9 protein-coding genes and 1 tRNA gene are annotated in these 15,107 nt (G+C 67.5%); 7 read left to right on the forward strand and 3 right to left on the reverse strand.

Annotated features, from left to right (window positions below):
- Positions 1 to 30: 30 nt before the first annotated feature.
- From queE to MMG85_RS05590, 6 genes are all read left to right on the forward strand, one after another.
- Positions 31 to 714, forward strand: coding sequence for a 7-carboxy-7-deazaguanine synthase QueE (gene queE, locus MMG85_RS05565; RefSeq protein WP_241045121.1), 684 nt, complete (start codon positions 31 to 33; stop codon positions 712 to 714).
- Between the two features lie 171 nt (positions 715 to 885).
- The gene (queC, locus tag MMG85_RS05570; protein ID WP_241045122.1) at positions 886 to 1,551 is read left to right on the forward strand and encodes a 7-cyano-7-deazaguanine synthase QueC; all 666 of its coding nucleotides are present in this window, start codon (positions 886 to 888) and stop codon (positions 1,549 to 1,551) included.
- Between the two features lie 74 nt (positions 1,552 to 1,625).
- Positions 1,626 to 1,701: transfer RNA gene (locus tag MMG85_RS05575), tRNA-Lys, on the forward strand.
- A 174-nt stretch (positions 1,702 to 1,875) separates the two neighbouring features.
- Positions 1,876 to 2,694 (forward strand): DUF2971 domain-containing protein, encoded by an 819-nt coding sequence (locus tag MMG85_RS05580; RefSeq protein ID WP_241045123.1) that lies wholly within the window; start codon positions 1,876 to 1,878, stop codon positions 2,692 to 2,694.
- A 488-nt stretch (positions 2,695 to 3,182) separates the two neighbouring features.
- Complete coding sequence (locus MMG85_RS05585; RefSeq protein WP_241045124.1) at positions 3,183 to 5,225, forward strand: M3 family metallopeptidase; 2,043 nt, start codon at positions 3,183 to 3,185, stop codon at positions 5,223 to 5,225.
- A 119-nt stretch (positions 5,226 to 5,344) separates the two neighbouring features.
- Positions 5,345 to 7,525 carry a glycoside hydrolase family 3 N-terminal domain-containing protein gene (locus MMG85_RS05590; protein ID WP_241045125.1) on the forward strand — a complete coding sequence of 727 codons (2,181 nt, stop codon included), beginning with the start codon at positions 5,345 to 5,347 and terminating at the stop codon, positions 7,523 to 7,525.
- A 3-nt stretch (positions 7,526 to 7,528) separates the two neighbouring features.
- Here MMG85_RS05590 and MMG85_RS05595 read toward each other — a convergent pair whose 3' ends face one another.
- The 3 genes from MMG85_RS05595 to MMG85_RS05605 all read right to left on the reverse strand — a co-directional run bounded on the left by MMG85_RS05595 (position 7,529) and on the right by MMG85_RS05605 (position 11,642).
- Positions 7,529 to 7,981, reverse strand: coding sequence for a hypothetical protein (locus tag MMG85_RS05595; RefSeq protein ID WP_241045126.1), 453 nt, complete (start codon positions 7,979 to 7,981; stop codon positions 7,529 to 7,531).
- Between the two features lie 103 nt (positions 7,982 to 8,084).
- Complete coding sequence (gene recQ, locus MMG85_RS05600; protein ID WP_241045127.1) at positions 8,085 to 9,878, reverse strand: DNA helicase RecQ; 1,794 nt, start codon at positions 9,876 to 9,878, stop codon at positions 8,085 to 8,087.
- 1,206 nt (positions 9,879 to 11,084) lie between these two features.
- Entirely contained in the window at positions 11,085 to 11,642 is a 558-nt protein-coding gene (locus MMG85_RS05605; protein WP_241045128.1) for a DNA starvation/stationary phase protection protein, read from the reverse strand.
- 88 nt (positions 11,643 to 11,730) lie between these two features.
- Between MMG85_RS05605 and hrpA the strand changes: the two genes are divergently transcribed.
- A partial coding sequence (gene hrpA, locus MMG85_RS05610) for an ATP-dependent RNA helicase HrpA (protein ID WP_241045129.1) occupies positions 11,731 to 15,107 on the forward strand: 3,377 nt, incomplete at its 3' end.

Here is a 15,107-nt window from a genome sequence, read left to right on the forward strand (position 1 = left end):
CGGGCCGGCAAGGCGTATCATGCGCACCCCATGAACGACGCCACCCGCCCCAGCGAGATCGTCCAGTCCCTGCTGGAACGCCTCAAGATCACAGAAATCTTCCTGTCCCTGCAGGGCGAGGCGAACGCGGTCGGCTGGCCCACGGTCTTCGTCCGCCTGACCGGCTGCCCGCTGCGCTGCCAGTACTGCGACACCGCCTACGCCTTCCATGGCGGCGAGTGGCGCGAGATCGACGACATCGTCGCCGAGGTCCTCCGGCACGGCGTGCGCCACGTCTGCGTCACCGGCGGCGAGCCGCTGTCGCAGAAGCGCTGCCTGCTGCTGTTGAGGAAGCTCTGCGATGCCGGGCTCGATGTCTCGCTGGAAACCTCCGGCGCGATCGACATCGCCGACGTCGACCCGCGCGTCTCGCGCGTGGTGGACCTGAAGACCCCCGACTCGAAGGAAATGGCGCGCAACCGGCTGGAGAACATTCCGCTGCTCACCGCGCGCGACCAGGTGAAGTTCGTGCTCTGCGGCCGCGCCGACTACGAATGGGCGCGCGACATGGTCGCCGAACACCGCCTGGCCGAACGCTGCGACGTGCTGTTCTCGCCCAGCAAGTCCGACCTGTCGCCGCGCGAGCTGGCGGACTGGATCGTCGAGGACCGCCTGCCGGTCCGCTTCCAGATGCAGCTGCACAAGCTGCTGTGGAATGACGAGCCGGGGCGTTGAGCAGACTGGCGCGATTAAGGCTGCTGTTGCCGTCATCCCAGCGCACGCTGGGATCCATCTTGCTTCTCCGCTTGGAAAAAGCATGGAGGCAACGGCAACATGGATCCCAGCGTACGCTGGGATGACGCGTCTACTGTGCTCCCGAATCCTTCTTCACGAACCAGACAACCCATGAAAAACGCCGTCGTCCTTCTCTCCGGTGGCATGGACTCCGCCGTCGTCGTCGCCATCGCCCGCGAGCAGGGCTTTGCCGTGCATGCGCTGAGCGTGCGCTATGGCCAGCGCCACACCTCCGAACTCGATGCCGCCGCGCGCGTCGCCAGCACGCTTGGCGCCGCTGCGCACAAGACCGTGCACGTGGACCTGCGCAGCATCGGCGGGTCGGCGCTGACCGACGATATCGAGGTGCCGGAGGCCGGCGGCCCGGGCATCCCGGTGACCTACGTGCCGGCGCGCAACACCATCATGCTGTCGGTGGCGCTGGGCTGGGCCGAGGTGCTGGGCGCCAGCGACATCTTCTGCGGCGTCAACGCGGTGGACTATTCGGGGTATCCGGACTGCCGGCCCGAGTTCATCGAGGCATTCGAGCGGCTCGCCAACGTGGCGACCAAGGCCGGTGTTGAAGGCGCCGGTCTGCGCATCCAGGCGCCACTGCTGCGCATGAGCAAGGCCGACATCGTGCGCGAGGGCGTGCGCCTGGGCGTGGACTTCGCGCAGACCGTGTCGTGCTACCGGGCCGACGATCAGGGCCGTGCATGTGGGCACTGCGACGCCTGCCGCCTGCGCGCCGCCGGCTTCGCCGATGCCGGCGTGCCCGACCCCACGCACTACGCGTGAGCCGGACGGGTTTCGCCCCGTCGCGGACGATGCGCTAGAATGCACACCCCGGCGCAAGGCCGGGATGCGTTTCCGGGCCGTTAGCTCAGTCGGTAGAGCAGAAGACTTTTAATCTTTTGGTCGAAGGTTCGAATCCTTCACGGCCCACCATACGAATCAGGCGCTTAGCCTTTCGGTAATTGCCTTTCCGCAGCACCCGGAACAGTTTTCGGAAAATTTGACGCAGCCGATGTTCTGCGGTCGGCTGTAAGCTCGGCAGCCATGAGCCGAGAACCAGCCCCCGAACGCTTGTTCAAGTACGTTACGGGACCTACTGCGAAAGCCGTGCTGACCAATCAGACCCTACGTTGGTCGCGGCGCGCTCCATTCAATGATCCGCATGATTTGCAAGTCGGATTCTCGACTGCAGTGCCGCTGGAGGAAGTGAGAGACCGGGCGCTCGACCTCATGTGGGATCGAGTGATATGCCGAAACTGGACATGGCCTCGCAACCAGATGGGCGCGCTGCTGGAAGCGACGAGAGCGGCCATGCTCAAGTATGGGCGCTTGGGATTTCGCGAGGCGATGGCAGCGGGGCTTGAGCCATCTATTCGCACTTTCCCCAACATCGTCGAAAGGTTCAGTGCCGACGTAATCAAGCACTTCGAGACGATCAAAGTCCTATGTCTGTCGCCGATGAATGACAATGCGGCGATGTGGGCTTACTACGCGGACGATCATCGTGGTCTGGTACTTGAGTTCGCCACCATACCTGAGCTCGACAGCGTATATCGCGTCGCTCAGCGCGTCACTTACGCAGATGAGCCGCCGCCCCTGCTTGAGCCAGAAGCTTGGGCCCAACTCCTCGCAGGCAACATACGGCTGGATACCAAACTGGCTGATCGCTTGATGCTGATTAAGCATACCCACTGGGCCCACGAGCGAGAGTGGCGGATCGTTACAGGAGAAGGGAGGTTTCCTAATGAAGTGTTTGAAGACATCCGCTTTGGTGCGCCCGAACTGGTTGGCGTCTACTTCGGGGTGAGAGCTGAACGGTGGTGCGCAGAGTTAATGCCATTGATCAGGGCCAGATACCCGGATGCAAAGTTGTGGCAAGCCGAGAAAGGAATGTCTTTTGGTCTGAAGTTCTCTCCGATCGAGTGACCATCGCAGTCAAGCGAAGGCAGGGGTCAGCCGATCCACAGACTGGATCAAATCGGAAGGCGTCGCGCGAGTGATCTCCATTGCGCCTCGTTGCCTGAAAGCGGATACCGCCAGGGAAGGTCTGAATTACTGCCGTCGTCCCCGCGAAGGCGGGGATCCAGCGACTTCAGGTCATTGAAAGCAAAGACACCGGGAGACCGACCATTTTGCCGTCGTGAGGCGCTCCCCGCCTGCGCGGGAATGACGAACAAAATCTGAGTTGTTCAGCGGATCCTTGCTGGGTTGCATGCCATATGCCGCGACGTGAAGTGTCCTGGATCCGGGCGGCTGGCGGTCGCCCCTGGGGGGGCTCCCCGCTAAACTGCCCGGTCGGCCTTTGCGGGCACTCCGGACGCCCCCATATCTCTGTCGACGTGGTGCGGGCCTGTCCCCCACGTCTGCATGCCCGTCGTTCCCCAGCACACCCGAATTTCCCCAGGTATTCGCCAATGACCAACCCCTTGCTCGACTTCTCCGGCCTGCCGCGCTTCGACGCCATCCGTCCCGAGCACATCGCGCCCGCCATCGACCAGTTGCTGGCCGAGGGCGAGGCCGTCGTGAAGGCGGCGGAAGCCGTTGCCCCGGTGACGTGGGACACCTTCGTCGTGCCGCTGGATGACGCCACCGAGCGTCTGGCCCGGGCCTGGAACCAGGTGACGCATCTGGAGGCCGTGGCGAATACCGCCGCGCTGCGCAGCGCCTACAACGCCCAGTTGCCCAAAGTGACCCGCTTCTGGAGTGCGCTGGGACAGAACCTGGAGCTGTTCCGCCAGTACCGCGCGCTGGCCGATGCGCCCGAGGCCGCGCAGTACGACGAGGCGCGCCGCAAGGTGCTGGAAAACGCGTTGCGCGATTTCCGCCTGGGCGGCGCCGAGCTGCCGGACGAGCAGAAGACGCGCTTCGCTGCGGTGAAGGAAGAACTGGCCGGCCTGTCGGCAAAGTTCTCGCAGAACGTGCTGGATGCCACCGACGAGTACGAGTTCTGGATCAAGGACAAGCAGCACCTCGGTGGCCTGCCGGCCGACGTGGTGTCGGCCGCGCGCGCGGCGGCCAAGGCCGACGACGAGCCGGGTTGGAAGTTCACCCTGCAGATGCCGTGCTACCTGCCCGTGCAGGCGTATGCGGACGACCGCGCGCTGCGCGAGACGCTGTACCACGCCAATGCGGTGCGCGCGTCCGAACTGGCGGACAACGAGGCGCTCGACAATTCCACGCTGATCGACCGCATCCTCGCCCTGCGCGCCGAACTCGCCACCCTGCTCGGCTTCGCCAGCTACGCCGATTACTCGCTGGCCACCAAGATGGCCGACACCCCGGATGAAGTGCTGACGTTCCTGCGCGATCTGGCCGCACGCGCCAGGCCGCATGCGCAGCGCGACCGCAACGAGTTGGAGAACTTCGCGCGCGAACAGCTCGGGCTGGAAACGCTCGAAGCCTGGGACCTGGCCTACGCCAGCGAGAAGCTCAAGCAGGCGCGCTACAGTTTCTCCGCGCAGGAGGTGAAGCAGTACTTCACCGAGCCGGCGGTGCTGGCGGGGCTGTTCGGGGTGATCGGCGACCTGTACGGCCTGCGCGTGGAACAGGACACCGCGCCCACCTGGCATCCCGACGTGCGCTTCTACCGGCTGGTGGACGGCGACGGCGCGCTGGTGGGGCAGTTCTATCTCGACCTGTATGCGCGCGAGGGCAAGCGCGGCGGTGCGTGGATGGACGACTGCCGCAACCGCCGCGACACCCCGCGTGGCACGCAGACGCATGCTGTACAGACACCTGTCGTGTATCTGGTCTGCAACTTCGGCAAGGGCATGGACGGCAAGCCGGCCACCTTCAGCCACAGCGACGTGACCACCCTGTTCCACGAAATGGGCCATGGCCTGCACCAGTTGCTGACGCAGGTGGGCGAACTGGGTGTGGCCGGCATCAACGGCGTGGAGTGGGATGCGGTGGAGCTGCCCAGCCAGTTCATGGAGAACTTCTGCTGGGAATGGGAGCGCGTGCAGGCGATGACCGCGCACGTCGACACCGGCGAGCCGCTGCCGCGCGCGCTGTTCGACCGGATGGTCGCGGCGAAGAACTACCAGAGCGGCATGGCGACCGTGCGCCAGCTCGAGTTCGGCCTGTTCGACATGCAGCTGCACAGCGGCTTCGATGCGGCCGGCGACAGCGTGCTGGGCCTGCTGGACCGGGTGCGTGCGGAGGTGGCGGTGAACATCCCGCCGGCGTGGAACCGCTTCCCGCACCAGTTCAGCCACATCTTCGCCGGCGGTTACGGCGCGGGGTACTACAGCTACAAGTGGGCCGAGGTGCTCAGCGCCGATGCCTACGAGGCCTTCGAGGAGGCGCCCGCCCGGGTTGCGGACACCGGGGCGCGCTTCCGCCGGGAGGTGCTGGCACGGGGCGGAAGCCGGGCGGCGGCCGACAACTTCCGCGCGTTCCGCGGACGTGCGCCGCGGATCGATGCCCTGCTGCGCCATTCCGGCATGGCGGGATGATGCGCGGCCTCAGGGTCGGAATGCCCCCCGAAAGCCCGTCCCGCAGGGTTTGACCCGACCTGTAAACGTTTTCATAATGGCTCCCCCGTAACACCCGCGTTTCCGGGAGGATCGCCTACATGCCGCATCAGCGAAGGATCGAAGGCCTGATCGCCGAGATGACGCTGGAGGAAAAGATCGGCCAGCTCGGTGCCTTCGCCGACGCACTGCGGCCGTTCGCCTTCGACGTCAATCCGGAGACCTTCGCCCGCGATGCCGAGCAGGTGCGCGAGCAGATCCGCAGCGGGCGCGTCGGCGCCCTGTTCAACGGCGTGGGTGCGGCGGAAGGCCGCGAGGCGCAGCGCATCGCGGTGGAGGAGAGCCGGCTCGGCATTCCGCTGCTGCTCGGCGCCGACGTCATCCACGGCATGCGCACGGTGTTCCCGATCCCGCTGGGCGAAGCCGCCAGCTTCGAGCCCGACCTGGCCGAGCGCACCGCGCGCGCCACCGCGAAGGAAGCCACGGCGGCCGGCATCCACTGGACCTTCGCGCCGATGGTCGATGTCGCGCGCGACCAGCGCTGGGGCCGCGTCGCCGAAACCTCCGGCGAGGATGTCTACCTGTCCTGCGAATTCGCCGCCGCCCGCGTGCGCGGCTTCCAGGGCGATGACCTGACCGCCGCCGATTCGCTGCTCACCACGCCCAAGCACTTCGCCGCCTACGGCGCGATCTCCGCCGGCCTGGATTACAACTTCGTCGACATGGCGCCGCAGACGCTGCGCGACGTGCACCTGCCGCCGTTCAAGGCGGCGATCGACGCCGGCGCGCTGACGCTGATGAGTTCGTTCAACGACATCAACGGCGTGCCGGCCTCGGCCAACCGCGAGCTGCTGACCGACCTGCTGCGCGGCGAGTGGAAGTTCGAGGGCTTCGTCGTCTCCGACTACACCTCCGACCTGGAACTGATCGCGCACGGCTACGCCAGCGACGAGGCCGACGCGGCGCAGAAGGCGCTGTCGGCCGGACTGGACATGAGCCTGCAGAGCGGCATCTACGCCGGCCATGTCGCCGCGCTGGTCGAGCAGGGCCGGCTGTCGATGGCGCAGGTGGACGAGGCCGTGCGCCGCGTGCTGCACGTGAAGGCGGCGGTGGGCCTGTTCGACGATCCCTACCGCTGTCTCGATGCAGAGCGCGAAGCCGACCAGTCGCACATCGCCGCGCACGACGCGCTGGCGCGCGACTGCGCGCGCCGCTCCATCGTGCTGCTGAAGAACGAAGGCGAGCTGCTGCCGCTGAAGAAGAGTGGCCAGCGTATCGCGTTGATCGGGCCGTTCGCGCAGGACACCGCCAACCTCGGCGGCTGTTGGAACATCTTCGGCGATGCCGCGCGCATGGTGGATGTGGAAACCGGTGTGCGCGCCGCGCTGGACGATCCGTCCGCGCTGGTCGTGGTGCCGGGAAGCGATATCGAAGAGGCCATCGATGGCGGCATCGACGCGGCGGTCGCCGCCGCGCGCGAGGCCGACGTGGTGCTGCTCGCCGTGGGCGAGCCGCACGAATTCTCCGGCGAAGCGCAATCGCGCACGCAGATCGTGCTGCCCGCCGCGCAGCAGGCGCTGGCCGAGGCGGTCGCCGCCACCGGCACGCCGGTGGTCGTCATCCTGCGCAATGGCCGCGCGCTGGCGCTGGAAGGCGCCGTGCGCGACGCGCAGGCGATCCTGGTGGGCTGGTTCCTGGGCACGCAGACCGGGCCGGCCATCGCCGATGTCGTGTTCGGCGACTACAACCCGTCCGCGCGCCTGCCGGTGAGCTTTCCGCAGGACGCCGGCCAGCAGCCGTACTTCTACAACCATCCCGCCACCGGCCGTCCCAACGTGCCGGGCACGCCGCGCTTCTTCCAGACGCGCTGGCGCGAGGTCAGCCATGCCGCGCTGTATCCGTTCGGCCATGGCCTGTCGTACACCCGCTTCGACTACGGCGCGCCGCAGCTCGATACGCAGACGCTGGGCTGGAACGACACGCTGACCATCCGCACGCGCATCACCAACATCGGCACGCGGGCGGGCGAGGAAGTGGTGCAGCTGTACCTGCGCGACCGCACCGCCAGCCGCGTGCGGCCGGTGCGCGAACTGAAGCGCTTCCGCAAGATCGCGCTGGCCGCGGGCGAAGCGCAGGACGTGGTGTTCACGCTGCAGCGCTCGGATGTCGAGTTCCACGGCGTCGACAACCGTCCGATCGCCGAGCCGGGCCTGTTCGATCTGTGGGTGTCGCCGTCGGCGACGACGGGCGAGGCGGTCAGCTTCGAGCTGCTGCCGGGCTGAGCGCTAGGGGCGCGGTGCGCCGCGCATCATCGGGCCGCCGGGGTAGCCGCCATAGGGCCCGTAGTAGCCGCCGGGGCCGTCGTAACGGTCGACGTTGATGTTGAAGTTGAACGTGCGCGGCTTGCCTTCGTCGTCGTACGTGGTCTTGCACAGGTTGAGGTTGACCGCGTTGTAGGTGCTGCGGCCATGTCCCTTGCTGTAACCGATGCCGGTGGTGACGCTGCCCGACACGCCGTCGCCATCGTCGTCGCCGTAGTACACGCAGGGATCCACCGGCGCAGGTGGCGTTGCGTCCTTCACGCGCGCCGGCTGCCGGTCGCCGTACCAGGTGCCGGGCGGATCCTTCGCATGGGTCGCGGACGCGGGAAGGCTGAGGTCCAGGGCTTCCGCACTGGATTGCGCCAGCGCGGGCGCCGTGGTCAGCAGGGCCAGCAGGACGGCGGGCAGGGTCTTCATGGGGAATCCCGGAGCGGCGGGCCGCCGGCTGGCGGACCTGAAAGGCAACCTAACAGTCGTGGATTGAACGTCGGCTGATACGGATGCCCGCGGGCAGGGAACTTCATCCCGCCGCGCCCAGCACTTCCAGCACGCGCTGGCCATAACGTTCCAGCTTGGCACCGCCGATGCCGCCGACCCGCGCCAGATCGTCCAGCGTGGCGGGCTGCTGCTCGGCGATGTTGCGCAGCGTGCTGTCGTGGAAGATGACGTAGGCGGGGACGTTCTGCTCGCGTGCCAGTTGTGCGCGCAGGTCGCGCAGCAACTGGAAACGCGGCAGGTCGGCGGGCTGCACCGGCACGCCGCTGCGCGCGCCGCGGTCGCGTTCGCGGCGTTCGCGCTGTTCCTTGCGCAACTGCAGGCGACGCTCGCCACGCAGCACGCTGCGGCTGCCCTCGGTCAGGCGCAGGCTGCCGAATTCGCCATCCACCTCCAGCAGACCGCAGGCCACCAGCTGCCGGAACACGCTGCGCCAGGTGCCGGCATCCAGGTCCTTGCCGATGCCGTAGGTGGTCAGGTGTTCATGGCCGCATTGCTGGATGCGCTCGCTCTGGCTGCCGCGCAGTACGTCGATCACGTGGTTCACGCCGAACCGCTGGCCGCTGCGGTAGACGCAGCTCAACGCCTTCTGCGCGGCTTCGGTGGCATCCCAGGTCTCGGCCGGGCTCAGGCAGTTGTCGCAGTTGCCGCACTCGTGCGGATAGGTTTCGCCAAAGCCGGCCAGCAGCACCTGCCGCCGGCACTGGGTGGATTCGCAGTAGCCGAGCAACTGGTCCAGCTTGCGGCGCTCGAGCCGCTTGCGCTCCTCGCCCGCCTCGCCCTGCTCGATCATCTGCTTCAGCAGCACCACGTCGCCCAGCCCATAGCACAGCCACGCTTCGGCGGCCTCGCCATCGCGGCCGGCGCGGCCGGTCTCCTGGTAGTAGCCCTCCATCGACTTGGGCAGGTCCACGTGCGCGACGAAGCGCACGTCCGGCTTGTCGATGCCCATGCCGAAGGCGATGGTCGCCACCATGACGATGCCGTCCTCGCGCAGGAAGCGGCGCTGGTTGTGCGCACGCACGCTGGCATCCAGGCCGGCGTGGTAGGGCAGGGCGTTGAAGCCCTGTTCGGCCAGGTAGTCGGCGAACTGTTCCACCCGCTTGCGCGACAGGCAGTAGACGATGCCCGCCTCGCCCTTGTGCTTGCGCAGCATGTCGCGCAACTGGTGGCGCGCGTTGTCCTTCTGCACCACGGTGTAGCGGATGTTGGGACGGTCGAACGAACTGACGAACTTCTCGGCCTCGACCAGGTTCAGGCGCTCGGCGATCTCGCGCTGGGTCGGCGGATCTGCCGTCGCGGTCAGCGCGATGCGCGGCACGTCCGGCCAGCGCTCGTGCAGCAGGGTCAGTTCCAGGTATTCGCGGCGGAAGTCGTGTCCCCAGGCCGAGACGCAGTGCGCTTCGTCAATGGCGAACAGCGCGATCCGGCTGCGGTCCAGCAGCGACAGGAAGCGGCCGGTCAACAGCCGTTCCGGCGCGACGTACAGCAGGTCCAGCTCGCCGCGGAGCAGGGCCTGTTCGACCTGCTGCGCCTCGTCTGCCGCCAGCGAGGAGTTGAGGAACGCCGCGCGCACGCCCAGCTGGCGCAGCGCATCCACCTGGTCCTGCATCAGCGCGATCAGCGGCGAGACGACGATGCCGGTGCCCTCGCGCAGCAGCGCGGGCACCTGGTAGCACAGGGACTTGCCGGCGCCGGTCGGCATCAGCACGAGGGCATCGTGGCCGGCGGCGAGGTGTTCGACGATGGCCTGTTGATGGCCACGGAAAGCGCTGTAACCGAAGACGCGCTGCAGTGTTTCGAGGGCGGGGGACGACATGGGGACAGGATACCGTGGCGTGGGGTGTCAGGCCGGTTTTCGGGCGCCTGGGGATATCGGAAATCGGAGGGGCGAGGGGTAGGAGTTCATCCTGATTCGAGCAGCCCACATTAGGCCCCTCTCCCTGCGGCGACCGAAGGAAGTCCCTGTGGGAGAGAGGGGTTGGGGTGAGGGCCAACGAAGTTCGAGTCTTGGATCTGTCCATGGTCGATACCGCATCGGCGATGGCATTTCGTAAATCCCGCAGGTTTTGGAGCCCCTCTCCCTGCGGGAGAGGGGTTGGGGTGAGGGCCAACGAAGTCCGTGTCTTCCTTTTCCATGGGGTATCCCAAATCCGCGATGGCTTTTGGCTCCATGACCTTGCGGAAGGGGGTTTCTTCCCGAACGCATTGTGCCGCTCGCCGCGGGGGCGTCCCTTTCTTTGCTCGTGCAAAGAAAGGAACCAAAGAAACACGCCCCAGGCGGCACGCCCTGTGCTTTGCGCAGGGTCCGCGAGAGGGCCGGGAATTTTCGTAAGGCACATCCCTGTGCCATACGAAAATGCCGTCATCCATGACGGCGCCCTTCGGGTTTTACCCGGCCCACTCGCCGTGCCTCATGGGGACCCCGAAAAGCAGGAGCAACGGCGACGCGTCGGCTTTGGTTCTCAGGCCCCCTGAGGTCCGGCAGTCCCGGCGGGTACAACCCCAAAGGGGCGCCGCACAAGGATGTGCGGCGTTTTCGTACGGGGCACGATGCCCCGCACGAAAATTCCCGCCGGGACTGCGCACCCGCCGCGCAGCGGCGGGCGGACCGCCGGGGTGTGTTTCTTTGCCTACTTTCTTTGCACAAGCAAAGAAAGTAGGGCCTCCGCGGCGAGCGGCACCATGTGTCCAAGAAGAAGATCGGTCCCGCAAGGCCATCAAAAGCAAAAGCCATCGCGGATGCGGTGGCAGCCATGGAGAACAAAGACAAGGACTCCGTTGGCCCTCACCCCAACCCCTCTCCCGCAGGGAGAGGGGCTTCCGAGCCCGCGGCCAGCGAAACGTCATGGCGGATGTGGTGTCGACTACGGGCGGATCGAAGGCAAGGGCTCCGTTGGCCCTCACCCCAACCCCTCTCTCCCACGGGGACTTCCTTCGGTCGCCGTAGGGAGAGGGGCTTTGAGGGGTCAGACAGCAAAACGCCCGGACCAGCCGGGCGTTCTGCGCTCTACTGGGGCATGGCTTACTGCAGCAGCGAACGCAGCATCCACGCGTACTTCTCGTGCGTCTGCAGGCGCTGGGTCAGCAGGTCTTCGGTCGGCGCATCGTCGGCGTCGTCGGCGATGTCCAGCACCTTGCGCGCCGTGCGGCAGACCGCCTCGTTGCCCACCACCAGCTGGCGGACCATCTCGCGCCAGTCGGCGCTGTCCGTGAGGCCGGGCTCTTCCGGGATCGAGGTGAGGCTGACGAACTCGCGGTACGAACCCGGCGCATTGAACCCCAGCGCGCGGATGCGCTCGGCGATCTCGTCCAGCGCCGTCCACTGCTCGGTGTACTGGGTCTCGAACATCGTGTGCAGCGAATTGAACATCGCGCCGGTGATGTTCCAGTGGAAATTGTGGGTCTTCAGGTACAGCGTGTAGCTGTCGGCGAGGAAGCGCGACAGGCCGTCGGCGATCTTCTTGCGTTCGCCGCTGCTGATCCCGATATCGATGTTCGGTGCCGAGGGTGCGGCCGCGAGCGGCGCCGCCACGGAGGCGGCCTTGGTCTTCTTGACGGGCTTGGGCTTGGTCTTGGCCATGCGGAATCTCCTGAGGGTGGGTTGAGGCGGCACAATAGACACACTAGAACATGTGGCGTGAGCAAAAAGTTTCAACCGCTTGCCGTAAATGATGACGACGTCCCGCGACCCTTCCCCGGCCAACCCCGACCGCACCGCCCTCGAACAGGCGCGGCGGTCGCTCGACCGTGCCCTGAGTCGCGACCGCGGCCGCCTGCATGGGCTTTGGTCGCGCTGGCAGGGCAAGCCGGCCGACGCCGGCGTGCGGCAGGCGTTCGAGCAGGCATTGGCGGCATCGATCGCCACCCGCGAGCGCCGCCTGTCGACGGTGCCGGCGGTGACGCTGGACGAGTCGCTGCCGATCGCCCGCGAAGGCGAACGCATCGTCGAGCTGATCCGCCAGCACCAGGTGGTGGTGATCGCCGGCGAAACCGGCTCCGGCAAGACGACGCAGCTGCCCAAGCTGTGCCTGGCCGCCGGTCGCGGCGTGGCCGGCATGATCGGTTGCACCCAGCCGCGCCGCATCGCCGCGCGTGCGGTGGCACGGCGCGTGGCCGAGGAGCTGAAGACCGAGGTCGGCCGCGGGGTCGGCTTCCAGGTGCGTTTCAACGACCAGGTCGGCGAAGACACCCACATCAAGTTCATGACCGACGGCATCCTGCTGGCGGAGATCGCCAGCGACCGCTGGCTGTCGGCCTACGACACGATCATCGTCGACGAGGCGCACGAACGCAGCCTCAACATCGACTTCCTGCTGGGCTACCTGAAGCAGCTGTTGCGCAAGCGCCGCGACCTGAAGGTCATCGTCACCTCGGCCACCATCGATACCGGACGCTTCGCCCAGCACTTCGACGACGCGCCGGTGATCAGCGTGGAAGGACGCACCTATCCCGTGGAGGTGCGCTACCGGCCGCTGGAGGAATCGGGATTGGAGATGGGGGATTCGGGATTGGAACATCAGGGCCGACGTGGCTCGTCGAATCCCGAATCCCGAACCCCGAATCCCGGCCTCACCGTCAACGACGCCATCGTCGGTGCCATCGACGAGATCACCCGGCTGGATGCGCGCGGCGACGTGCTGGTCTTCCTGCCCGGCGAGCGCGAGATCCGCGACGCGCACCAGTCGCTGGAGCGGCGCAAGTACCGCAACACCGAGGTGCTGCCGTTGTATGCGCGGCTGTCCAACCAGGACCAGGATCGCGTGTTCAATCCCGGCGCGAACCGGCGCATCGTGCTGGCGACCAACGTGGCCGAGACCTCGCTGACGGTGCCGCGCATCCGCTACGTGGTCGATCCCGGCTTCGCTCGCGTCAAGCGCTACAGCCCGCGCAACAAGCTCGACCGCCTGCATATCGAGCCCATCTCGCAGGCCAGCGCCAACCAGCGCAAGGGCCGCTGCGGACGCATCGCCGAGGGCATCTGCTACCGCCTGTACGCGGAAGCCGATTTCCAGGCGCGCGCCGAGTTCACCGATCCGGAGATCCGCCGTTCCAGCCTGGGCGGCGTGATCCTGCGCATGCTGCAGCTGGGGCTGGGCCGGATCGAGGATTTCCCGTTCCTGGAACCCCCCGATGAGCGCGCCGTCGCCGATGGTTGGCAGCAGCTGACCGAGCTTGGCGCGATCGACGGCGAGCGCCGCCTGACCGCCATCGGCCGGCAGATGGCGCGGCTGCCGGTGGACGTCAAGCTGGCCCGCATGCTGGTGGCTGCACAGGCCGCCGGCTGCCTGCGGCCGATGCTGGTGATCGCGTCGTTCCTGGGTATCCAGGATCCGCGCGAGCGTCCGGCCGATGCGCGCGGCGCTGCGGACACCGCGCACGCCCAGTTCGCCGATGGCCGTTCCGAGTTCGTCGGCGTCCTGCGCTTGTGGGATGCCTATCGGCAGGCGCATGAAGACCTCACGCAGTCGAAGCTGCGCGACTGGTGTGGCCGCCATTTCCTCGGTTTCCTGCGCATGCGCGAATGGCGCGAACTGCACCGGCAGCTGCGCCTGCTGTGCGAGGAACTGGGATGGAAGGAAGAAGAGAGCGATGCGTCGATGGCGCCGCTGCTGGAGGGCAGCCGCCTGCCCGCGGTCGTGCGGGATGATGCGACGGCCGTCAAGGCCACGCGCGGGCAGTTGCACCGTGCCGCACGCCTGGCCCGCGAAGGAAAGACCGACGCTGCACCGGCACCGGTGGCGGCGCGCGCGCAGCAGGACCATACACCCGCCGGGGGTGGTTTCAGCGAACGCGTGCGCGCCGGCGCCTACCAGACCCTGCATCGCGCGCTGGTCGCCGGCTTGCCCACGCAGATCGGCCATCGCGCCGAGAAGGGCGATTTCCAGGCGCCGCGGCAACGCCGCTTCCTGCCGTTCCCGGGCTCGACATTGTCCAAGCGGCCGCCGCCATGGCTGCTGGCGGCCAACCTGCTGGACACGCAGAAGGTGTGGGGCATGACCCTGGCCGCGATCGAGCCGGACTGGGTGATCGCCGAGCTGCCGCACCTGCTGCTGCGCAAGCACTTCGATCCGCACTGGTCGCGCGCGCAGGGACAGGTGCTGGCGTCGGAGCAGATCAGCCTGTTCGGCCTGGTGCTGGCGCCGAAGAAGCCGGTGCATTACGGCCGCATCGCGCCGGCCGAGGCGCACGACATCTTCGTCCGCCAGGGCCTGGTGACCGGCGAGCTCAATACGCGCGCGGGCTTCGTCGCCGACAACCTGAAGACGCTGGAGCAGGCGCGGGAAGAGGAAGCCAAGCTGCGCCGCGCCGGTCTGGTGGCCGACGAGGACTGGCAGGCGCGCTGGTACCTGGACCGCGTGCCGCCGGAGATCCATTCCGCTGCCGGCCTGGATGCATGGTGGAAGGCCTTGCCGGCCGACAAGCGCCGCCCCCTGCACTGGTCGCTGGTCGATCTGCTGCCGGGCGAGGGCAGCGAGGAAGACCGCTATCCGAAGTATTTCGCGCTGGGCGATGCGCGGCTGCCGCTGCAGTACACGTTCGAGCCGGGTGCGGCCGACGACGGCGTGACGCTGGAGGTACCGCTGCACCTGCTCAACGCGCTGGACCCGGCGCGGCTGTCGTGGCTGGCGCCCGGCTTCGTGGCCGACAAGGCGGCCGGCCTGATCCGCAGCCTGCCCAAGGCGATGCGGCGCAACTACGTGCCGGCGCCGGATTTCGGCCGCGCGTTCTTCGAGGCGTTCGCCAAGCCGACGGCCGACGACCTTCGCGGCGAACTGGCCCGCTTCCTGTCGCGTGCGACCGGCGTGGCGGTCAGTGCGCTCGACTTCGACGAGGCCGCGCTCGAGCCGCACCTGCGGATGAACCTGCGTCTGCGCGAGGATCCGCGTGGCGGCGGCGAAGGCCGCGTGCTGGCCGAATCGCGCGACCTCGATGAGCTGAGGGCACGCTTCGGCGCGAAGGCCGGGCAGGCGTTCGCTGCACGTGCAGGCCGGGCGATGGCGGCCACGGGGCTGCGCGATTTCCCCGCCCACCCGATCCCGCACGA

It is taken from the genome of Pseudoxanthomonas sp. LH2527 (assembly GCF_022539275.1).
Taxonomy (GTDB): Bacteria; Pseudomonadota; Gammaproteobacteria; order Xanthomonadales; family Xanthomonadaceae; genus Pseudoxanthomonas_A.

Excerpts from the sequence above, each read along its gene's own strand:
- queE (WP_241045121.1), top strand. The coding sequence starts at position 31 with ATGAACGACGCCACCCGCCCCAGCGAGATCGTCCAGTCCCTGCTGGAA.
- queC (WP_241045122.1), top strand. The coding sequence starts at position 886 with ATGAAAAACGCCGTCGTCCTTCTCTCCGGTGGCATGGACTCCGCCGTC.
- MMG85_RS05590 (WP_241045125.1), top strand. The coding sequence starts at position 5,345 with ATGCCGCATCAGCGAAGGATCGAAGGCCTGATCGCCGAGATGACGCTG.
- recQ (WP_241045127.1), bottom strand. The coding sequence starts at position 9,878 with ATGTCGTCCCCCGCCCTCGAAACACTGCAGCGCGTCTTCGGTTACAGC.
- MMG85_RS05595 (WP_241045126.1), bottom strand. The coding sequence starts at position 7,981 with ATGAAGACCCTGCCCGCCGTCCTGCTGGCCCTGCTGACCACGGCGCCC.
- MMG85_RS05605 (WP_241045128.1), bottom strand. The coding sequence starts at position 11,642 with ATGGCCAAGACCAAGCCCAAGCCCGTCAAGAAGACCAAGGCCGCCTCC.
- MMG85_RS05585 (WP_241045124.1), top strand. The coding sequence starts at position 3,183 with ATGACCAACCCCTTGCTCGACTTCTCCGGCCTGCCGCGCTTCGACGCC.